General features: G+C 68.1%; 24 protein-coding genes. 13 read left to right on the top strand and 11 right to left on the bottom strand.

Annotated elements, in window-relative coordinates; translation table 11 throughout:
* Position 1 precedes the first annotated feature (1 nt).
* Positions 2-505 (top strand): hypothetical protein, encoded by a 504-nt coding sequence (locus ACSHXN_RS40595; protein ID WP_355141474.1) that lies wholly within the window; start codon positions 2-4, stop codon positions 503-505.
* A gap of 214 nt (positions 506-719) precedes the next feature.
* On the top strand, positions 720-1,091 hold the full coding sequence (locus tag ACSHXN_RS40590) for a hypothetical protein (RefSeq protein WP_438306026.1): 372 nt from the start codon (positions 720-722) through the stop codon (positions 1,089-1,091).
* 349 nt (positions 1,092-1,440) lie between these two features.
* Here the strand turns inward: ACSHXN_RS40590 and ACSHXN_RS40585 are convergent, their stop codons facing one another.
* Entirely contained in the window at positions 1,441-2,613 is a 1,173-nt protein-coding gene (locus ACSHXN_RS40585) for a site-2 protease family protein (protein ID WP_356114727.1), read from the bottom strand.
* 243 nt (positions 2,614-2,856) lie between these two features.
* Between ACSHXN_RS40585 and ACSHXN_RS40580 the strand changes: the two genes are divergently transcribed.
* Positions 2,857-3,153, top strand: coding sequence for a hypothetical protein (locus ACSHXN_RS40580; protein WP_355141479.1), 297 nt, complete (start codon positions 2,857-2,859; stop codon positions 3,151-3,153).
* A gap of 770 nt (positions 3,154-3,923) precedes the next feature.
* On the opposite strand, the gene ACSHXN_RS40575 is transcribed toward ACSHXN_RS40580, so the two are convergent.
* Positions 3,924-4,277 (bottom strand): hypothetical protein, encoded by a 354-nt coding sequence (locus ACSHXN_RS40575; protein ID WP_438306023.1) that lies wholly within the window; start codon positions 4,275-4,277, stop codon positions 3,924-3,926.
* A gap of 99 nt (positions 4,278-4,376) precedes the next feature.
* Positions 4,377-5,006 (bottom strand): TetR/AcrR family transcriptional regulator, encoded by a 630-nt coding sequence (locus ACSHXN_RS40570; RefSeq protein ID WP_438306020.1) that lies wholly within the window; start codon positions 5,004-5,006, stop codon positions 4,377-4,379.
* Between the two features lie 168 nt (positions 5,007-5,174).
* On the opposite strand from ACSHXN_RS40570, the gene ACSHXN_RS40565 reads away from it, so the two are divergent.
* Entirely contained in the window at positions 5,175-6,215 is a 1,041-nt protein-coding gene (locus ACSHXN_RS40565) for an aldo/keto reductase (protein ID WP_356294192.1), read from the top strand.
* Between the two features lie 168 nt (positions 6,216-6,383).
* Here the strand turns inward: ACSHXN_RS40565 and ACSHXN_RS40560 are convergent, their stop codons facing one another.
* Together ACSHXN_RS40560 and ACSHXN_RS40555 are read right to left on the bottom strand one after the other, a co-directional pair.
* The gene (locus ACSHXN_RS40560) at positions 6,384-6,662 is read right to left on the bottom strand and encodes a hypothetical protein (RefSeq protein WP_438306017.1); all 279 of its coding nucleotides are present in this window, start codon (positions 6,660-6,662) and stop codon (positions 6,384-6,386) included.
* 236 nt (positions 6,663-6,898) lie between these two features.
* Positions 6,899-7,585, bottom strand: coding sequence for a hemerythrin domain-containing protein (locus ACSHXN_RS40555; protein ID WP_438306015.1), 687 nt, complete (start codon positions 7,583-7,585; stop codon positions 6,899-6,901).
* A 354-nt stretch (positions 7,586-7,939) separates the two neighbouring features.
* On the opposite strand from ACSHXN_RS40555, the gene ACSHXN_RS40550 reads away from it, so the two are divergent.
* The 4 genes from ACSHXN_RS40550 to ACSHXN_RS40535 all read left to right on the top strand — a co-directional run bounded on the left by ACSHXN_RS40550 (position 7,940) and on the right by ACSHXN_RS40535 (position 10,419).
* Entirely contained in the window at positions 7,940-8,332 is a 393-nt protein-coding gene (locus tag ACSHXN_RS40550; protein ID WP_355141491.1) for a nuclear transport factor 2 family protein, read from the top strand.
* Position 8,333: 1 nt separating this feature from the next.
* Complete coding sequence (locus ACSHXN_RS40545; RefSeq protein WP_355141493.1) at positions 8,334-8,897, top strand: carboxymuconolactone decarboxylase family protein; 564 nt, start codon at positions 8,334-8,336, stop codon at positions 8,895-8,897.
* 185 nt (positions 8,898-9,082) lie between these two features.
* Entirely contained in the window at positions 9,083-9,577 is a 495-nt protein-coding gene (locus tag ACSHXN_RS40540) for a TetR/AcrR family transcriptional regulator (protein ID WP_355141495.1), read from the top strand.
* Positions 9,578-9,651: 74 nt separating this feature from the next.
* A complete protein-coding gene (locus ACSHXN_RS40535; RefSeq protein ID WP_438306013.1) occupies positions 9,652-10,419 on the top strand; it encodes a GNAT family N-acetyltransferase in 768 nt (255 codons plus the stop codon).
* Between the two features lie 155 nt (positions 10,420-10,574).
* On the opposite strand, the gene ACSHXN_RS40530 is transcribed toward ACSHXN_RS40535, so the two are convergent.
* The 3 genes from ACSHXN_RS40530 to ACSHXN_RS40520 all read right to left on the bottom strand — a co-directional run bounded on the left by ACSHXN_RS40530 (position 10,575) and on the right by ACSHXN_RS40520 (position 11,790).
* Entirely contained in the window at positions 10,575-11,027 is a 453-nt protein-coding gene (locus tag ACSHXN_RS40530) for a MarR family winged helix-turn-helix transcriptional regulator (protein ID WP_356294184.1), read from the bottom strand.
* 269 nt (positions 11,028-11,296) lie between these two features.
* Positions 11,297-11,608, bottom strand: coding sequence for a hypothetical protein (locus ACSHXN_RS40525; RefSeq protein WP_355141501.1), 312 nt, complete (start codon positions 11,606-11,608; stop codon positions 11,297-11,299).
* Positions 11,605-11,790: a hypothetical protein gene (locus tag ACSHXN_RS40520; RefSeq protein WP_355141503.1), complete on the bottom strand. Its 186-nt coding sequence runs from the start codon at positions 11,788-11,790 to the stop codon at positions 11,605-11,607. Before ACSHXN_RS40520 ends, ACSHXN_RS40525 begins: the two co-directional genes overlap by 4 nt.
* Positions 11,791-12,499: 709 nt before the next feature.
* Between ACSHXN_RS40520 and ACSHXN_RS40515 the strand changes: the two genes are divergently transcribed.
* The gene (locus ACSHXN_RS40515) at positions 12,500-13,078 is read left to right on the top strand and encodes a suppressor of fused domain protein (RefSeq protein ID WP_355141505.1); all 579 of its coding nucleotides are present in this window, start codon (positions 12,500-12,502) and stop codon (positions 13,076-13,078) included.
* Between the two features lie 31 nt (positions 13,079-13,109).
* Positions 13,110-14,051 carry an NAD(P)-dependent oxidoreductase gene (locus tag ACSHXN_RS40510; protein ID WP_356294182.1) on the top strand — a complete coding sequence of 314 codons (942 nt, stop codon included), beginning with the start codon at positions 13,110-13,112 and terminating at the stop codon, positions 14,049-14,051.
* Positions 14,052-14,406: 355 nt separating this feature from the next.
* On the opposite strand, the gene ACSHXN_RS40505 is transcribed toward ACSHXN_RS40510, so the two are convergent.
* Positions 14,407-14,859, bottom strand: coding sequence for a DUF5707 domain-containing protein (locus ACSHXN_RS40505; protein WP_356294180.1), 453 nt, complete (start codon positions 14,857-14,859; stop codon positions 14,407-14,409).
* Positions 14,860-15,045: 186 nt separating this feature from the next.
* The gene (locus ACSHXN_RS40500; protein WP_438306010.1) at positions 15,046-15,789 is read right to left on the bottom strand and encodes a class I SAM-dependent methyltransferase; all 744 of its coding nucleotides are present in this window, start codon (positions 15,787-15,789) and stop codon (positions 15,046-15,048) included.
* Positions 15,790-15,944: 155 nt separating this feature from the next.
* On the opposite strand from ACSHXN_RS40500, the gene ACSHXN_RS40495 reads away from it, so the two are divergent.
* Positions 15,945-16,349, top strand: coding sequence for a hypothetical protein (locus ACSHXN_RS40495; protein WP_356294177.1), 405 nt, complete (start codon positions 15,945-15,947; stop codon positions 16,347-16,349).
* 303 nt (positions 16,350-16,652) lie between these two features.
* The gene (locus ACSHXN_RS40490) at positions 16,653-18,194 is read left to right on the top strand and encodes a CYTH and CHAD domain-containing protein (RefSeq protein WP_438306008.1); all 1,542 of its coding nucleotides are present in this window, start codon (positions 16,653-16,655) and stop codon (positions 18,192-18,194) included.
* Between the two features lie 104 nt (positions 18,195-18,298).
* On the opposite strand, the gene ACSHXN_RS40485 is transcribed toward ACSHXN_RS40490, so the two are convergent.
* Positions 18,299-19,180, bottom strand: a complete 882-nt coding sequence (locus ACSHXN_RS40485) for a helix-turn-helix transcriptional regulator (RefSeq protein WP_438306006.1) — start codon at positions 19,178-19,180, stop codon at positions 18,299-18,301.
* Positions 19,181-19,301: 121 nt separating this feature from the next.
* Between ACSHXN_RS40485 and ACSHXN_RS40480 the strand changes: the two genes are divergently transcribed.
* Positions 19,302-19,982, top strand: coding sequence for a class I SAM-dependent methyltransferase (locus ACSHXN_RS40480; RefSeq protein ID WP_356294171.1), 681 nt, complete (start codon positions 19,302-19,304; stop codon positions 19,980-19,982).
* Positions 19,983-20,159: the final 177 nt, after the last annotated feature.

Here is a 20,159-nt window from a genome sequence, read left to right as displayed (position 1 = left end):
CATGGTGCGCTTCATTCGCTGGTACGGCTCGGGCCCCCTCCACCTTCTCGTCCTGATCGCCTCGTTCGCGATCGCCGGCTACGCCATGGTGCGGCTGTTCGCTGTCCGTCCGCTCGAGGTCGCGATCTGGTTCGTCGGCGCGGCGATCCTCCACGACCTGATCCTGCTGCCCCTGTACTCGCTCGCCGACCTGTCGGCGCACGCTGTCCTGCGGCATCGCGCCACCCACATGCCACAACCGCCGTGGATCAACTACCTGCGCGTACCCACCTTTCTCTCCGGTGTGCTGCTGCTCGTCTGGTTCCCCCTCATCTTCGCCTTGTCGGCCCCCTACCCAGGCGCCACCCGGTTGTCCATAGACGTCTACCTCGGCCGATGGCTGGCCGTCACCGCGGTGCTCTTCGCCGCCTCCGCCATGGCCTTCGCTCTCAAACTCCGCCGCATCCGGCGGGTCGCCCGCGCCGACGAGGAACGACCTGCACCAGGTCACGACGCCACATCGTGACGACCGACGAGGACGGTCCGCCCTGCGTCAAAGGAGGCCCCTTTGCGCTCGCCCTGCAGGCCGGCGACGAGCCGGTGTACCTGCGGCTGGCGGACGGGGGTCGGATCCGGATGCCGGTGCATCGCTGGTATGCGCATCCCACCGTGGCCGACGAATCAGTACTCAACCGCTGCGTCGGCCCCGTTCTCGACGTCGGCCGTGGACCGGGCCGGCTGTGCCGGGCACTCCTGAGTCGCGGAGTCTTCGCACTCGGCAAGGAAGCTGGCAGACCGTTCTGCTGATCGACGGCAACATCGGAATCGGCGGCGACCCGCGCGCCCTGCTGGGCCGCTGTATCCAGCTCACCGCTCCGGCGGGCCTTCTCCTCGTCGAAGTCGACCCCGACGATGTCGAGAAACGCTGCACCGCCCGGTTCGAAGACATCCATGGCCAAGAGGGCCCATCGTTTCCCTGGGCACGTCTGGGAGCACCCGCACTCCACAGGATCGCCGAGGACCTTGCCCTCAGCGTCACCGAACAGTGGAAATACGACCACCGACGCTTCCTTGTCCTCGGCCGCCAGGACTCGGCCTCGAAACCATGCTGATGATGCGGGGCCGCCTCGCCCCACGACAGCGGGGAGACACGACGTACGTCGAGCGGGGGCGAGCACCAGGCCGTGCCACTCGCTGGGGGCAACTGCCGGCAACCGGCAGGTGCGATGCGGCGATCGTGCTGATTGGCATGCCGTCAGCTCACACGGCACGCCCGGCCACACCGTCGGCCACGCCCCCGACCCACTCAGACTCTGACTAACGATCCCGATCCGAGAAGACGTCCGCAGGGCTGCCGTCGAGCGGGTTCATAGTCGGGCCGACCATGCTGCGCTCGGCGTGCGGTGCGCGGGCAGGAAAGAGGGTCGCTGCCCATCACGGTGCTCAATCGATGAGATACGGCTACGCATCACCCCCGTGACGGCCGACACCGCCGCCGGAAGGGGCGCCACCCTGGTCCGGGCCCCTCCTCTGCCTCTTGGAGAGCCGGTCGATGTCGTACGTGGTGACGATCCCGCCGAGCCGACCGCCGTCCATGACCAGGATGGGCAGTCCGCCCCCGGAGCCGAGGCGCTCCAGGACGGCGGTCAAAAGCTCGTCCGGTGCGGCGATCGTGCACTGCGACAGCGGGGTGGCCACCTCCCGTACACGCAGCGCCTCCCGACGCCCGGACGGCACGGCAGCCAGTCGGCGCAGCCGGACGACACCGCTGGGGCGTCCCTCGAAGTCCAGCAGCGGCAGCACCGAATGCCCTACCTGAGCTGCCGCCTCGGCCAGGAAGCGATCCACGGTCAGCCAGTCGGGACCGGTGACCACCGGACGGGTCATCGCCTGGGCCACCCGTACCCCGCGCAGGGCCGTGGCCAGCTGGGCCCACCGTCGTTCGGCCGCGGCGGTGGACGCCACGAACAGGCCGATGACCATCAGCCACAATCCGCCCGACATGCCCTTCACGAACGTCCACCATCCCACCGCGGCCAGCAGCATGCCGACGACTTGCCCGCCGCGACCGGCCGCCCGCTGGGCGCGATCCCGGTCCCCCGTACGCCACCACAGCACCGCCTGGAGCACCCGGCCCCCGTCCAGTGGCGCGCCGGGCAGCAGATTGAAGACGCCCAGCAGCAGGTTCGTGCCGCCCAGCCAGCCCAGCACGGCAACCGGTATCCGCCAATGGACTACCGCGGCCGCCCCGGCCGCGCCTCCGAGGGCGGCTCCGCCGAGCAGCAGGCTGGCGAGCGGCCCGCTGACGGCGACCGCGAACGCCGCCCGTGCCGTGGTCGGCTGGTCCATCCGGGTCATCCCGCCCAGCGCCCACAGAGTCACGTCCCGTACGGGTATCCCAGCACGGCGGGCCGTCAGCGCATGCGCCGCCTCATGCACCACCAGGCTCACGAGCAACAGCACAGCACCGACGACTGCGGCAATCGCGTACACCACCGGGGCCATGCCCGGCGCGTAGGTGGGCAGCGTCCGCTTGGCCAGGCCGTACGCGAAGAGCAGCATGATCAGCGGCACGCTCCAGTGCGCCCGCAGCTCCAGCCCCCGCACGCTCCCGATCCGGATCGAACCCTTCATCGCCATCACCGCCGAGAACAGACACGGGGGTAGGCCCGAACGCGGTTCGGGTCCCCTTCCATGGTCCGTCCGGCACCCCCGCGGCCGGAAGCCGTCCCACGACCCCAGGCCGGAGCGGCCCTGAACCGTACCAGGGGTCCTCGGCAGCGCTGCGATCGCTGCCCAGGCAGAACGGGTGCTGGGGACCTACGGTGGTGGGACGAGTGGGATAGGTAACCGAACGGCGCTGCGGAGGAGACTGCGATGGAGGATCACTTCGTCTGGGTGACGACGCGCCGCCTTCAGTCGGGCACGCTGGAGGAGTTCGAGCGTGCATGGCGCCCGGCCGCCTACCCGCAGGGCATGCGCCGCGCCTTCGCGTACTGGTCCGAGGACGGACAGGAAATCACCGGGGTGTCGTTCTGGGACTCCCAAGAGGCGTGCGACTCCTGGCGGGCCTCCGGGCCGGAGGCCCAGCGGCGTACCGCCATGGCCCCGTATGTCGTCGAGGAGCGGGAGGGCTTCTACCGCGGCCGCGAACTCGCCCTCCCCCAGCCGTAGCCGCGGTCGGCGGTACGGCCGTAAGACGCCGCGATCCGGCTGCCCCTTCCCCTCTCACACACCCCGCAGCCCGGCGCGGCGCTGCCGTCCATCCGTCGAAAACGGCCTTCAGGTCCGGTCCGCGCTGTACCTCCATCGGCGCATGCGGTGCACGGACATCGCCCGCTGCATCGCTGAGAACGGGCAGCGGGCTGGACGCTCCCGCAGGGGCTCAGCGCTACGGACCGCGGAGGCAGCCGACAGCGCCTTCGGATCACCGGTGTCCGGATCCACGAGGAGAAGCTCCTCCTCCACTCCAGCGGTGCGCACCCCACTGCCGCCTTCCTGCCTGTGCCGCTCAGGGCCGTCCTGTGCCCAGAGGCCGTCACGGGTCTGTACGACCCCGATTGCCCACGGCAGGGCCGTCGACACCGCTCCCGGTTGGCCTTGGAGGGGCAGCGTGTGCCGTCCATCCAGGCCTTCAGCGCGCACGAAGCGCCGCATCCCGTACGGCAGCGACGCATCCCTGCCACGCGGCCAGCCACTGGTAGCGGTCACCAGCAATCCGGACGCCTGTCGGGCTCGGGGCAGGCGGGCCAGACCCTACGTAGGGCTTCCAAGCTCACCGAGCAGCACCTCAACCACCTCGGCATGTGCTGGTAACAGGTCGACCGCTTCCTAATCGCTTCCAAGCCAGGCGTCCCCGTACTCGCGTGAGTGCACCACCGAGTACGGGGATACATGGACTTTCAGGCCCCGCCGGTTTCGCTCTCAGCCGACGCGACGAGTCTTCACGCCGTCGGCTTCGAAGTCGTAGACGGCCGGTTGAACCGCAGACCATCGACAGCCCCGATCCACATGGAATCGCGGCCCTTGCTCACTGCGGCGGTATAGATGGTCGGCTGCGGGCCGCCGTCGTTGAGCGCGGTCTTCAGCTGCTGGAACATGCACAGGGCGACTTGTGTGCAGCCGGTCACGGTGGCGGCGGTGCCCGTGAGGAACCACCTACCGGTCGTCGTGGCATCCAGGTAAGGGCTCCAGCGATCCACCACAGGGGACGGCCCCGGCACCCACACCATCGACGAGTACGTACTGGCCGGGGCCCCGGTGAGGTTCGGATTGATCTCGAACCTGATGTTCGGCATGTTCCCCGCGCCTCCGTAGGAGACGTTGCGACGAAATCATTGCCATTCGAACGAAACAATAGATGCGGCAATTAGAAGGACTTTAGGCCGGGGAGCACGTCAAGTGCCGTAGCCCGCCGGGCGGCGGTAGAAGCCGTACCACCAGGTCAGTGCTAGCTCGCGGGCGAACGCGGCGTCGCCGGCGGGATCCCCGGCGGTGACGTGGTCGACGAGGGCCCGCTCGCCGCCCATGACGATCACCCGAGTTGCGCTCACCGGGTCCAGGTCGGCCGGGGTACGGCCCGCGTCCTGCTCGGCGCGGAGCACCGCGATCGTCCAGTCCGTGAACTGGTTGAGTTCCGCACTCCAGAAGTCACGCACGGTCTCGTCGTAGGTGGCGACCTCAGCGAGCGCCCGTCTTACGGCGGCGTGTTTCCGATAGACCTTCACCACTTGCAGGAAGGCGTCTGCAAGCCGTTCGACGCCGTCCGACGGGTCCCATGCCGAGGTGACATCGAAGGATGAGGTCATGAGTTCGGTGGCCAGGCGGATGAGCAGGTCGACCTTGTCGCGGAAGTGGCTGTAGAAGGTCGAGCGGGCGACGCCGGCCTCGGTGCAGATGTGCTGCACGCCGAGCTCGGTGAAGTTCGCGCCGTTGATCAGGAGACGCTGGGTCGCGGCCAGGATGTCTTCCTCGGCCGAGGTAGGGCGGCCGACCTTCGCGGTGCGTCGTCGGGTGATCGAAGGCATGTCCGGATCCTGGGGTCGTCGCTTTGCGGTGCACGTCACACTACACCTCGCCCGGACACCGTGTAGCGTAATTTCCGGACACGATGTCCGGGCATGGCGACCGGAAAGACGTGGGACGCCGGGTCGCCTGCCGGTGGATCGGGTGTATCTGAAAGCAAGGAGTAGCTGGTGAAATATCGTCTGCTGGGACGTACCGGGGTCTGGGTCTCCGAGATCTCCCTGGGCGCGATGACGTTCGGCGGCAAGGAGCACCCGGTGTATCGCACCCATGGGGCACTCGGGCAGGAGGAAGTGGATCGGATCGTCGGCACGGCACTCGACGCCGGGATCAACTTCATCGACACCGCTGACGTCTACGCCGACGGCGAGAGCGAAGAACTGCTCGGCCGGGCGATCGCGCAGCACCGGCGGGACGTGCTGCTCGCAACGAAACTGATGGCTCCGGTTGGGCCAGGACCCAACGACCAGGGGCTCTCCCGTCTGCACGTGATGCGGGCCCTGGAGGACAGCCTGCGCCGGCTGAAGACCGACTACATCGATCTCTACCAGATCCACAACTACGACCACATGACGCCGATCGAGGAGACGCTCAGCGCGCTCGACGACGCAGTACAGCAGGGCAAGGTCCGCTACATCGGCTGTTCCAACCTTGCCGCCTGGCAGATCAGCAAGGCGTTGGGCATCTCCGCGCTGCACAACCAGGCGAAGTTCGTCGCCAATCAGACGCACTACTCGCTGCTGTCGCGCGACGCCGAACGTGACCTGGTGCCCATGGCCGAGGACGCCGGGCTGAGTCTGACGGTCTGGCAACCACTCGTCGGCGGATTCCTCACCGGCAAGTTCGACCGCGGCGGTGTGAGCACAGAACAAGACTCACGCCGGGCCCGCAACGGCTTCGACTTCGTACCCTTCGATGAGGAGAAGGGCTTCACTGTGCTCGCCGCGCTGCGGACGGTCGCCGCTCGGCACGAGGTGAGCCCCGCTCGGGTCGCCATCGCCTGGCTGCTCGCCCAGCGCGCTGTCACCAGCGTCATCGTCGGCGCCCGCAAGCTGGAACAGCTCACCGACAACATCGCCGCCAGCGACCTCATCCTCACCGAGCAGGATCTCACCGAACTCGACGAGGTCAGCCGACCGTCGATCGCCTACCCAAACTGGATTCAGGAGCAGTTCGCTCCGATACGGATCCCGGCCGGCAACCTGGTCTGATCACGACGCCGACGATCCGGCTCAGTGGCTGATCGGTTTGGCGCTCCGACCGGGTTGGACCGGGACAGAAGTGGAGGCCCGGTCGGCGACCAGACCGCACGCGTTGAGCGGAACACGCTGTCCGACCGTCGTGCCGGGATTCCCTCGACTCTCGCCGCGCGGGCTCACTCACCCCCCGGGAGCGACGTTTCCTTGTTCCGACAGCACTTCGTATCCCGTGAGATACAGCCTCAGGCGACACTGGTCCTCGGCTTCGACGAACACCTGCTGCCCCCAGTAAGTACTGAGGCGGTGTGCGACCTCGACCAGCCGTCGGCGGTCCTCCGGGGTGTACGCCGGGAAACGTGCCCACCCCTGGTCAGCGATCTTGTTGCCGAGTTCGCTGAACAACACAGCCTGGAAGCGCCGCTCTTCTTCTTCCGTGAGTGACGCCTCGGCGTCTTCCACCTGCCGCACCCGGACGTTGTAGAGGTCTCGCATCACTCTGCGGCTCGCAATCTGCTCAGGGTCGGTCCACGCGAGCCTACCGACCCGCGTCGGACGGCGGACCCTGGATCCGTCCGGTCCGTACCGCTCCCGCGGTACGTCGAACCCTCGGAGAACTCACCCCGGCTGTGGCACAACGGCAAGCCGCGCCACAGCCGGGGTGCACCGTGATACGTCGGACGGAAGGATCGGCGTGCTCAGTTGGCGCCCACGCGGGGCGGATTGGACGTGCCGTGGACCCGCTTGGCATGCGAGGCGTAGAGTCGCGGGCCGATGATCGGCATGAGGAGGCGGGCCGGGAGCGGAGCATGGGCCAGCACCGCCTTGACAACCTCGGGGTCACCCTCGTACATCACCATGCCGAAGGCCAGCGGGAGCGTCTTCTTCGGGCTCTTGGCCATTCCGTGCTGCCCCAGCTGCTCCCACTCCACCGCGGTGACGTGCTGCGCGGCCAGAGGAAGGATCTCCTTCTCCTCCAGCGCCATATGCTCCAGGAGCACCGTCAGCAGACCTTCCAGGGCATCGGCGAGTCGGTCCCCTCCCTGCGCCGTGGCACGCCAACCGGACAGCAGGGACGTCACCTCCGCGTACGCCAGCTCGATCGCATGGTGTTGCTCCTCCATGGTGGGAACGATCGACAGGGCCTCCTGGCCGCCGCGCTCGAACAGCAGCGGCCACAGCACCACGTCCTCCCCCTCGTGGTGCAGGTGCAGGACCAGGCACATCAGCTCCGCATGGGCGCCGACCACCTCCGCCCGCCTGACGTCACCCGATGTCACATCACGCACCAGCTGCGGGAGCAGCCGGAATTCCCGACGCATCATGATGTGCGCCATGTACATGTCCCGCACATCCGCCATGCGCTCGCTGACCGCTGACTTCACAGAAGTTCCTATCGATTGGATCCGGTGCAACAGATCGGCGGAGCCGTCACTCGCGCTGCCGCGGTGGCGAACTGCCATTCGGGCCTGCCCGAAGTTCGGGACACGGTCGACCGCTGAGACCGCTCCAGCGCCTACGTGATGCGGAGCCGCCATGGACAACGTGATCCCACCTGTCTCCAGGGCGCCGCCATCATACATAGATGCCTACGCAAGCAACTATCTGCCGCCTCCGGGGTCGACGGGTCCCAGCGCCGTGTGACGACGCTCACCCCTCAACCGGACCCTGGGGTCCGGTAACATCCAACCAGAAACGGACCCTGGGGTCCGTTACCCACTCCCCCCGAGGTACTTCTCATGAGTCACGCCCGTATCAGCGAAGCCCTCCGGGCCCTGGTCTTCGAACCCACGCCCGGCCTCGATCTGCAGCAGATCCTCGACCGGTACTACGCCCCCGACTACACACACCGCAGTGACGGAAAAACACAGCAGCGTGACGAGTTCGCGGACATGGTCGCCCATATCCGCGGTCAGATCACCGAGGGCACGGTGACCGTGCTCGACGAAATGCGCAGCGGCGACACCTACGCCGAACGGCACATATTCCACATCACCATGAAAGACGGCTCCTCACAGCACCGGGAAGTCGCCATATTCGGCACGTTCGCCGAGGACGGACGGTTCCGACACCTGAGCGAGACCGGGTTCAGCATCGACCCGGACGAAACCGGCTACACCATCGGAGAGTGACATGCCCCGCTTGACCGATCCGAACACCGCCTCGTTCCCGGACGAGGTCCGCGACTTTCTCACCTCCTTGCCGCCCGACCCGATGGTCAAAATGCTGTCCCATTCGACGGGCACGGTGAAGCCGTTCATCGAGCTCGCGAAGGCACAATTCACCGCACTCCAGCTGTCGGCCCGTTCACGAGAGCTGGTGATTCTCACGGTGGCCGAATACACCGACAGCACGTTCGTCGCGGCCCAGCACAACCCCATGTCGCAAGCGGCCGGTGTCGACGAACGAACCCGGCAACTCATACGCTCCAGACAACTCGACGACGCCGAACTGTCCCCCCATGACGGCGCGCTGCTGCGTTTCACAGCCGACATCGTGCAGCAGCCGCATATCGCCGACGACGTCTTCGACACCGCACGAGTGTTCCTCAGCGAGCGGGAACTGGTCGAGGTACTCCAGGTGATCGGGTACTACTGGACGTTCGGCCGCATCTCCACCGTGCTGGACGTCGAGGTCACCAAAATATATGGTGACGAACCGATACTGGACACCCCCGACAACGGCACTTCCGGCTGACTCCCGCAGGCTCCCAGCGGTCCCGTCCCGCCCCTGCGGAGCACGGGACCACCGGTCGGTCACGAGGCCCGGCGCACCGGGATCCTGCGCAGACAGCCCGACCGATGAACCCTTCGAAGGCTTCCATGGCCCAACAAACCGCCACGTCCCCGAAACGGGCGGACGCTCGCCGCAACCATGAGCGGGTGATCGCCGCCGCCGTCGAGGTGTTCCGTGAATGCGGCACTCAAGCGACCGTCCCCCAGATCGCTGCGAGGGCGCAGGTCGGTAAGGCGACGGTCTACCGCAGCTTCCCCACCAAGGAAGGCCTCGTCGAGACGATCACGCGGTTGTGCCTGAAGGAGTTCGAGCTGCGCACGGCAGAAGCGCTGCGCGAGACCGGTCCCTACGAAGGCTTCCGCCGCTACGTCACCGAACTCTTCGAGACTCTCGCAGGTGACCGCCTCCTGGCGGAGCGGCTGGCGGACGCCGCGTCTCCGGCGGCCGCTTCCATCCTGGAGAAGTTGGTGGACCTGATGGAGAGCGCGCGGGCTGCCGGGGAGCTTCGCGACGATGTCGAAGAGCAGGACCTTCGTGTGCTGCTGTGCGGCGCGGCGCTGCAACTGGTCCGGTACAGGGAGCACGATCCGCAGACCTGGCGCCGCTACGGAGACATGGTGCTCCGCGCATTCCGCCGCTGACCCCGGCCCCAGGCTGCCGCTCAGGCTCCGCGGCCGGCGTCCATCTGGTCGACAAGAAACGGAAACATGCAGAAGTGAACACATGGGATGACGACATATCGGCGCGAGTATTCGCCAACTTTCGTCAGTACCTCACAGGGTGGGGCGAGGCGCAGCCCCAAGCGAGCGAAGTCGACCGGTTCCGCAGCGGGCTCGCCACTCCCCAGTTCAACGGTGTGGTCCGTGTCCGTTCCTCGAGCTCGATCGAACAGGCGGTGGCCACGACTCGGACTCACCTCGCCGGCGTGCCCTGGTGGTGGTGGGTCGGTCCCGACAGCCCCGAAGGCACTGCGACCGCACTTGAGCAGTGCGGTGCGGCGGAGTTGACCGTTGTACCCGTGATGGTGCGACCACTCGACCGAGCCACCGAACAGGGCGACGCACCGACCGACCTTCGTATCGAGGAGGTCGGAGACCTGGACCGGTTGACGGAACTGGTGCGCACGTACCGCACTTCCATGGGCATCCCACTCGGGCTTGAAGCCGACATGGTGCGGATCGAGTCGAAGCGCGAGGACAACCCGGACATCGTTCGTCTCGCCGCTGTGCTCGACGGCCGTGTTGTCGGTACCACCGTGGTGATCACGGCACAGGAGGTGGCGGGAATCTTCCTCGTCCATGTGGCCGAAGCCCATCGCCGGCGAGGCATCGGCGCGGCGCTGACGGCGGCGGCGCTTCAGGTGGGGCGTGCGCGCGGGATGCGACTCGCCACGCTCGTGGCGAGCCCCGCGGGTGAACCACTGTACCGACGTTTCGGCTTCACGACGGTTTCCCACTACCGCATCTTCACCGTCCCCGCCTGACCTTCGTTGCGTGGGTGCCGTCTGCTCCGGGGGATCCCGCAGGGCTGACGTTCGCCCGGTCGTCGACCGCGGGCGGGCCTACGCGTTGGGCAACGGCACTCCGCCGGAACGCCATGGGCCGCCGACGGCTCCGCGCGTAGTCCCGCGGCGATCGCTCAGTCGAGCCGAGCGGCGACGCTCTCGAACTGCTCGGCCAGGGCCGCCATCGAGTTCTTGTCCAGATGGTCGACGACACGCTTGCGCGCGCTCGCCAGGTTTGTCGGATAGGCGGCCAAAAGTCGCCGCCGACCTTCGGCCGTCAGGCTTGCCATGCTCCCCCGGGCGTCGTGGACATCGCGCCGCTTCTCCACCCAGCCGCGTGTCTGCATCGCATTCACCACTCGCGAGATACGACTGACCGAGAGAGCCGTTGCCGCGGCGAGATCCGTCATCCGCATCTCCCGTTCGGCCGCCTCGGACAGGTGCACCAGGACCGCATACTCGGACATCGTCAGTCCGGTTGCTTTCAGGAGATCGTCGTCCAAGGCCTTGGGCAGTGCAACCATCACCCGCATCAGCGCACGCCAGAAGCGTTCTTCTACGGGATTCAAGGGAACATCCGATGTCACTTGTGCAGACTACCTCGCCCAAGTGCCCGTCGACGCTGCCCGACGGCGCCGCCGTCCTCGGTCCCGTTGACTGCCGCGTGGCGCCGCGAACAGGCCCAGGGCAAACATCTCCTGAAGCGGTGGCAGCGCAGCGACGAGGCGATACGCGCCTCTGTGATGCCCCAGTGCCGTGAGGGCCCGCCGCGTGCTCCGCCGTCGAGGGGATGCCACGTGGGTGCTGTGGCCCGTCGGGCGTTGCAGCCCGTCGGGTGCTGTCGGCGTCTGGCGCGCTACAGGTCGAGTACTGCGCGCAGTGCGTTGTCCACAAGCGCCTGCTGTTCGGGGCCCACGTTGCCGTGCAGCGTGGCGGTATCGAACCGCGAGGCGGCGAGCTGGAGCAGGTTGACGGCGACGACCGAGGCTTCGAGGGGGGAGGTCAGCCGCACGCTCATCGCCGTGTCGGGGTGCGCGGCCGGGGCATGGAGGACGAGCGCGACCACTGCTCCGTACGCCTCCGCGAGCCCGTCGAGGCTGACGACGAGGACCGTGCGCACGCCCTTGCCGGTGTCGACGTCAAAGACGTCGCCCTTTCGAACGGTCACAGGGCGTCGCCTTCGCCCTCGAGGTCGAGAGGTTCGACGGCCGCCAGCTTGCGTCCCGCGTCAAGGGTCATCTGCCGACGTACCGCTCTGAGGATGTAGTCGTTCAGTGACGGAGCGTCCGCGGCAGCATCACGCAGCTGTTTGTCCATGGCGTCGGGGATCCGCAATGTGATGGCACTCATGACACCAAATTTAGCATCACTGGAGCCACCAGTGGAGCACCTCTCTCCCCCGGCACAGGTTCCCGGCCCGGCACGGAGCGGCGGCGGTGCTCGACACCGCTCGCCGTCCGACCAGTGCGCCGCCCGGTTCGCCGGCGCGGTTCAGTACCTGCAAGGCGGGCCCGGATGTCCACCTCCCCGAAGGACGGCGGCCCCGGCAGCGGACGCAGGCCGGCTCCTCGACACCCCTGCGCCCCCACGACGCCCGGCCGGCTCACCGGGTCCGTTCGTGTCCGGAAAGCAGTTGGATCAGGCCGCGGGGCGCATCATCGCCGAAGCAGAGGTCGAAGTCGCGGGCGGCCTCGGCGGCGGCTTCGGCGCCGCGGAGGAAGAGTGACCGCTCGTACTGGATGAGCGCGGCCTCGATGTCATCGGGGTGCGCGACGACGGCCGTTCCGAGCTCTGCGCCGTCGTGCCGGGATCGATCTCGTCCTCAGCGACATCACCGCCCTCCACCTGGAGGATCGACAGCCGCACACCACTCCGCCCGGCTGAGCCGGGCAGAACCCGCGGCGCCCCCTGCCGGCGTGGGCGCAGGCCGGGCAACCGCCTGCCCGCAGAAATCGATCGATCAGCGCAGCGGCCGGCCAGGTCCACACGGCCGATAACCAACCCGTCATGACGCTGTGTCAGCGACCGGCAGCCGATCGGGATCTGCGATGATGGCGCGGTGAGCGAGGCAAGGCTGCTGGCCGCGAAGGCCGTCGAGTCACATGTCCGGGCGTTCTTCACGGGACACAGCGTGGAGGCCGTCGACTTCGATCTCGGGCCGGAGCGACGGGAGTCGGTGCCCGATCTACAAGTTCTCGTCGTGGGTCCCGGCCCTCGCAGCGACAGTTGGGCCTATGTGACCGCCGGATGCTGGGCCTCGATGAACAAGCACGGCCATGGACTTGAGTTCCTCATGACCGCGGGCGCCCGCGATCAGCGGTTCATCGAACTCATGGCGATGATCGCCTTTTACCACTGCGGAAGGCATCAACTCGACCTGAAACACAGCATGCCGATCGGCGAACCATGGGTGCCGGGTTCGACCTGCGATCACCTGCTGGTCACCCTGCCCTATCTGCACGGCCCCGACCTCGAACACTGTCCGCTGCCCGAGGGCGACGCCCGGATCGTGTGGACCCTGCCCGTGACAACAGCCGAGATCGAGTTCCGCAGGCGTCACGGACACGAGGCGCTGGAACAGCTCTTCGACAAGGCGGAGATCATCCCCACGGATCCCTTCAGGGCATCGGTCGCGTGATCATTTGCCGTACGCCCCGTAGGCTCGGGGCGTGTCGAAAATCGGGCTCATAGGACTGGGGCGCATGGGTGCCCCCATGTGCAACAACCTGGTCGCTGCGGGGTACGAGGTGGTGGCCCACGACATCGACCCGGGGCGACGCGAGACCGCCTTGGCCAGGGGCGCGACCTGGTCCCCCTCCCCGGCGGCGGCCGCCGCCGAGGCCGACGTGCTCCTCACCGTGGTGCCGGGTCCGTCCGACGTCGCGGCTGTGATGGACGATCGCGTGGTGGACGCCCTCGCACCAGGGGCGACCTGGATCGACATGACAAGCAACTCGCCGACGCAGTCGGCGCCCGTCCGGGAGCGGGTCCTCAAACGCGGGGTCGATGTGCTGGAGGCCCCGATGGGCGGAGGCCCGAAGGACGCCGAGGCAGGTCGCCTGCGGCTTTTCGTGGGCGGTGATCCCGCCCTTCTCGCGCGGCACAGGCAAGTCCTGGAGGCTGTCGCCGATCCCGACCGGATCGTGCATGTCGGGGGTCACGGCGCTGGCTACACGGCGAAACTCCTGGTCAATCTGCTGTGGTTCGGGCAAGCCGTCGCCACGGCGGAAGCCCTGCTGGTGGGCAGCCGCATGGGGATCGATGTGGGCGTGCTGCGCGACGTCCTCGCCGACAGCCCTGCTTCCAGTGCGTTCATCCGTACTGATCTGTCTGCGCTGTTCGCCGGGGACTACTTGACGTCCTTCCGGCTCGACCACATCGAGGAACAACTGGCGATGGTGGTGTCACTCGCGCGGGACAACTCAACACCCCACACGGTGACCGAATCGGTCCGACGTCTCTATGCGCAGGCAGGTCAGCACTTCGGGCCTGCCGACGGCGAGTTGCTCGCGGTGGCTCTGCTGGAAGAACAAGCGGGTCTGCTCCTTCGGACCCCGCCCACGGGAGGGGAAGACGGCACGCTTGCGCTCCCAGGGCCGGAACTGCCGTGAACGGACTCCTGCCGGCCGTCGTGCAGCGGGTGAGAACCGCAAGGAGTGCACCGTCGCCGACTGTCGGAGCCGGACGTCGACGGCCCGAACTCGGCAGTGTGCGACGCGGTCATGAACGGCATCGGCGCATCGCCGCCCCGCGCGCCGAACGCGGTCGCGCAGGGTGGCGCCCGCAGCGGGACGGTGTATCGCAGAGCAGTCGAGGAATGGCCTGCGGGCTGGGCGAGGTCCTCGGGCACGTCGGTTGCGCGTTCCATCGTGGCAGCCTGGTAGTCGCGTCATCTACCGGACAGAACCCGATTCAGGGCGGGTCCGGTCAACCAAGTCGAGCGGTCGGTTACCCGGAGGGTCGTGTTCAGTCGACGGTGAATCCCGCCGCCTTGTCGTCCAAGGTCGTAGTGCCGTCCTCGGCGGTGGCGAGTACGGCGACGTGCCAGGCACCGCGCGGAGACGCCTCGGCCTCTGCGCCTGTCACCCCGGTCTTGTAGGTGCATCGCACCGTGTCCGCACCGGCGGGCTCACAGGTCGCCGCCTCGGCTCCGGCCATCTCCTTGACCGTCGGCTCCGTCGTGGCGAGGGACGAGTCCGCCGGCCAGGCCAGAACCTTCAGGCTCTTCAGACCCGGCGACGCCGTCACCTCGGTGGTGAAGGTGAAGGAGCCTTGGCGGTCGCCTTCGGGGGCCGTGTAGCGGGCGGTGCTGTGCGCCAGGGCGGGGGGCTGCTCCTCGGCGTAGGCCAAGGCGAAGGCTCCGGCGCCACCGAGGACGACAACACCGGCTGCCACGGACAAGGCGATACGTCGGGACATGGCGTGTTCTCCGTAACTGTCTCAGCTGGATCGAGCCGGCGCCCTCGGTCGAGCGCCAGCATCGATACTGGCAACGCGGGATGTCTCGCACGTGAGCACAGGTACTCAATTCGACCTGGGTGTATCGGCCTGAGCCGGCACGTCCAGCCGAGGGGCGGCCGGTCTCCGGGCGTGGTGAGGGGTACGTCAGCGGCGGCGCGCAACGGTGATGATCTCCGGACTCACGTCCGTCAGCGGGCCGCGATCCCAGTCTCCGAACTGTTCCGCAACCACCATTCCGGCATCGGCGAGGAACCGCGACAGCACGTCGGGGGCGAGGAAACGCAGGGTACTTCGGCTCCGCCGGGGCCGGTCCCATGCGGGGCTGGTGTAGGTGTGGGTGAACGAGACGAGCTCGGTCCGCACGGGCGTCTCGACTTCGCACTCGCATCGGACCACGGCCCCCGTGGAGTCCTGCGCTTCGCTTGAGTACCGCACATGCCAGTCCTCCCACTCGCGTACCAGGGGGTTGCGCGTCTCGAACACGAACGCGCCTTGGTCGGTCAGTGCGGCAGCGATCACGGTCAGCGCGATGCGCAGTTCCTCATCACGGAGGAGCTGCTGAAATGCGTGCCCGGTCATCACCGCCAGATCGAACTCGCGGTCCCAGCCCGGCGCTGCGGCGAGGTCCCCGAGGATCCATTCGACATCCATGCGTGTCCGGGCCACCTCCAGCATCCCGACGGCCGGGTCCAGGCTGCACAGCCGCCCGGTGTGTCCCTCCTCCCGCGCCTTGTGCAGGAGTGCGCCCGTTCCGCATCCCACGTCCAGCACGGAGGCCGCTGCCATCACCAGGGGCAGGTAGAACTTGAAGTCCCCGCGGGCGTCCGAGGGATAGTAGAGGTCGTACAACGCGGCGACTCGCGAATCGGAGAACTGTTCGTCGACCATGGGGCGCGAGCCTGCCAGACGCTTCCCTTCACAGCGACCCATTTGAGGGTCGGCCGGAAGGGTGCGCCCGGCGCGGTGTCGGGGTGGCACGGCAAAGATTTCTCGGCAGAGTGTGGAATCGCAGGAGCACCAAAGCCAGATGGGGACGTGAAGGGATGAGCAGCGCCGAATGGGCGGCGACGTCGCCGAGATCGGCGGGATTCTCCGCAGTGGGGAAGTGTTCGGACGTGCAGGGACTGTCGAACCTTCACAAGGAGCTCCGCACGCGTGGCCAGGGATACATCGAAGTCAGGCTGCCCACCGGCAAGTTTCCCCTCTTGACCATGGGCTTCCGAGGCAATCACGCAGTCATCCATCTGTTCCAGGACGCCGAAACGGGGTCGCTTCTGGTCGGAGACGGCTCGGTCGCCGCGCATGCCGTGATCGACGTCCCGATCATGGACGAGGAGGCTGTGTTCACCGGGCATTTTGCCCTGAGTGCCGATCATGCGTGGGACCTCATGCAGCACTTCGCCGAAACTGGGGAGCCTCACGATCTGGGTGAATGGTGCGAGTTGTAGCCACGGCACGATCAGTCGCCGGACATCGCGCCATGGACGCCCCAAGAGGGGGATTCGGCAGCACCGGCTCCCGCGCACCTGGGTAGGTCTCCCCGTCAGGGGCGGGCGGTCGGCGCAGACGGCACCGAGTGTCGCTCTACGCCGTCCGACGCCGTTGGCGTCGAGGGCTGGGTCGTCCTGAACGGCGTCGAAGAGGTCGGCCCGTTGCCCGTTCTCGCCACTCATGGCAAACCACACGTACAGGGTGACCAAAGGCGGCGTACGTACAGGTTTGAGGCCGGGGTTTTCGTCTACGGGCACTGTATGGCCCAGTCGATACGAGAGACAGAACGCACGTACACGGCGCCCGCAGAGATCTCGTGGCTGCCCGATCTGACCGCGGTGCAGCCGGTCGCCACGCTCGCCGAGAGCGGGGTGCAGGAGCTGGACGCCGTCTACTACGACACCGATGATCTGCGACTGACTCGAACCGGGGCGTCTCTGCGGCGCAGGACGGGCGGCACGGATGCCGGCTGGCACCTCAAGCTGCCGCTGCCGCACGACAGCCGGGAGGAGATCCGGGCCCCGCTGTCGTCGGAGGACGTTCCCCCGGGCGAACTGCGGGAGCTGACCCTCTCCCGCACTCGCGGGGCACCGGTGCGGCCGGTGATGCGGATCCGTTCCACCCGCTCCCTGCGCCATCTCCTGGACGCCGAGGGCGACGTCCTGGCCGAGCTGAGCATGGACGCGGTGCGCGCCGACGCGCTGGTCGACGGCGGTGGGCACGGGGTGTGGACGCAGACGGAGGTGGAGGTGGAGCCGGCCGGCGACGGCGGCCCCGCCCTCCTGGACAGCATCGAGAAGGTGTTGCGGAAGAACGGAGTCGACCGTACACAGACGCCCTCCAAGGTGGTGCATGCTCTGGCGGAGACGACGGGGCTCCTGGATCGCACAGCGGATGCGCGCGTCCAGGCCACCCCGGGGTCGGCCGGCGCTCACGTGCTCGCCTATGCGGACCGGCTGGTCGGTGACCTGATGGACCTCGACCCGGCCGTCCGTCGTGACCTGCCCGACGCGGTGCACCGGATGCGTACCACGGCCCGCCGTCTGCGCGGCTGCCTGCGCTCCTACCGTTCTGTCCTCGGCCGTGAGTTCACCGACCCTGTCCGGCGGGAACTCAGGTGGCTCGCCGGGGAGCTCGGAGCGGAACGCGATCACGAGGTGCTCCGGGAGCGGCTTGCTTCCGGCGTGCGGGATCTGTCCGGCGAACTGGTGCTCGGCCCGGTGACCGCACGGATGCAGGCCTGGGATGTGGCGCGGCGGGCCGAAGGCCGTCGACGCACCCTCGACGCGCTCGCCTCGCCCCGCTACCTGGCTCTGCTGGACAAGTTGCAGGCCCTGACGGATGCGCCGCCGCTGCGCGCCAAGGCGGCCCGTGAGCCCGAGAAGGTGCTGGCCGAGGCGCTCCTCAAGGAGTACGGCAGGTTGGACCGGCGCATGAACCGTGCGTTGCCGATGCCCTCCGGCGCCGAACGGGACGCCGCGATCCATCACGCCCGTAAGGCCGCCAAGAGGCTGCGCTATGCCGCGGAGGCGGCACGACCCGCCCTGGGAAAGCACGCGCGGCGTCTCGGCAAGCGCGCCAAGGCCGCCCAGCAGGTGAGCGGTTCGCAGCATGACGGTGTTGTGGCTCGCGACGCTCTGCGCCGTCTGGCCGTCTCCGCGCACGCGGCGGGCGAGCCCGGCTTCACCTGCGGCGTGCTCTACGGCCAGGAGAGGGCCGCGGCCGACGCCCGTGAACGGCAGCTTCCCGGCACGTGGGCCGATGTGCGCGCGGCGGCCCGGCGCAAGGCCCTTCTCCGCTGACAGCCCGCCAGAGAACATGGTGCGGCACGTTGCGCGGGCGGGCAGAGATGCCGGTGGACTTCCGCGCCCTGGGAACGGTCGGGAACGGGCACGGAACGGCGCTCTCAGGATCGTGGACTGCCTGCGGGATCGGTGCCGGCCCGCCGCCACCGGGCGGGGCTCATCCCGTGCACCTTGCCGAAGGTACGGGCGAAGTACCCGGCGTCAGGGAAGCCCACCTGCCTGCCGATCTCGCCGATCTGCAGATCCGTCGCCGCAAGCAGCCGCCGGGCTTGGACCATCCGGCGCTCGGTGATCCACTCCTGTACCGTCCGCCCGGTGCGGCGGCGTACCGTCGAGGTGAGGTGGCCCGGGGAGATGTTCACCGCCGCGGCGACGTCCCGCAGGGACAGCGGCTGCGGATAGCGCTCTTCGATGACCTGGAACACCTCGGCGAGCAGTGGTTCCCGGTTCTCACGGAGGTCGCCCACGATGTCTGCGGCGAGGCGGGACACGCCGATCAGCAGCAGCGTCAGGTGGGCCAGAGCCGCTTCCCGGAAGCCTTCCTGACGGTTCGTCAATTCGTTGTGCAGTGCCTGGATGCGGGCGGTCCACTCGGGCTGCTCCGGTTCGGGCACCCGCAGGTGCAGTGCGCCGATCGCCCCACCGCGGACGAACGGGAACAGCAGGGGGTGCGTGCGCCAGGCCAGATGGGCGCCGGGGACGCCCGGACCGAAGGCGTCGGCGGTGAAGAAGACGCCCCAGCCGCGGGCTTGGGCCAGGTCGGTGGCGGTGATGTGGCCCATCACATCGCCGGGCGCGATGACGAACAGGTCGCCGGCGTCGATCGGCCAGGACCGCCGGCCGGTACGCAGCAGCCCGCCCGCGGTCGGGAAGTAGGCCAGGCCCGGGAAGTCGTGGGCGTGTTCCTCGAAGGTGCCGGTGTTCTCCCAGCTGTGGTCCAGCCGCCAGGTCGTCACGGGCAGTTCGCCGGGCGTCGGCAGCATCGAGTATGTCGGCGGTCTTCCCCTGGCGGGCGCCCTTCGTACGGTCCGCACCGTCGAATCGTCCCATGGAAGCCGCATATCAGTACAGGTCCGCAGCCCCGGGCCCGGTCAGAATGACGACATGACCGAAAAACTGTCTAAGTCGCGTTCCGAGCGCGACTACATTCCGGGCTTGGGCCGGCACTTCCTGACGCCGCTGTACGACGTGGCGCATGGTGTGTTCGGGCTGCACTCCGTCCACAACGAGATGATCGAGCAGGCCGAATTGAGGGACGGCCAGCGGGTACTGGACGTCGGCTGCGGAACCGGAAATCTGCTGAGGGCGACCGGTCGACGCCACCCGAGTGCGGACCTCGTAGGGCTGGACCCCGACCCGAAAGCGCTGACCCGTGCCGAACGCAAGGCACGACGGGCGGGCCTCACCGTTCGCCTGGATCGCGGCTTCGCGCAGGAACTGCCCTATGAGGACGGCTCGTTCGACCGGGTCTTCTCCAGCCTGATGCTGCACCACCTGGACAGCACGTCGAAGGACGCGCTGCTTGCCGAGGTACGGCGGGTGCTGCGGCCCGACGGGCGGCTGGTGCTGGCCGACGCTGTCCTCGACGAGCAAGGGCACCACCACGGACACCGGCAGGTCGGGATGCGCAACCGGATGCGCGAGCAACTGCGGGACAACGTAGGTGATGCCGTGGCACAGAGGATCGCCGGTGCCGGCTTCACCGTGGAGCCGACTCGCACCGTGCCCCTGCGGGTCGGCGGCGCGATCGGCATCGTGTCGGCTCGGCTTGACGGCAACCCCTGAGCCGAAGGCCGGAGGGACTCCGTGACGCACAAACCCTGGCCCCGTCGCTACCCTCCGGACTGGCATGGGCGACGGGGGGATATGAACAGGCTTCTCGCATGTGTGGCCGGTGCGGTGCTGCTCTTGGCGGTGGCCTGTACCGCGGGGGGTGGCCCGTCCAGGGTGAAGCCGTCATCG

Source organism: Streptomyces sp. HUAS TT11 (assembly GCF_051553595.1).
Lineage (GTDB): Bacteria > Actinomycetota > Actinomycetes > Streptomycetales > Streptomycetaceae > Streptomyces.
This window is presented reverse-complemented; position numbering and strand designations above follow the sequence as displayed.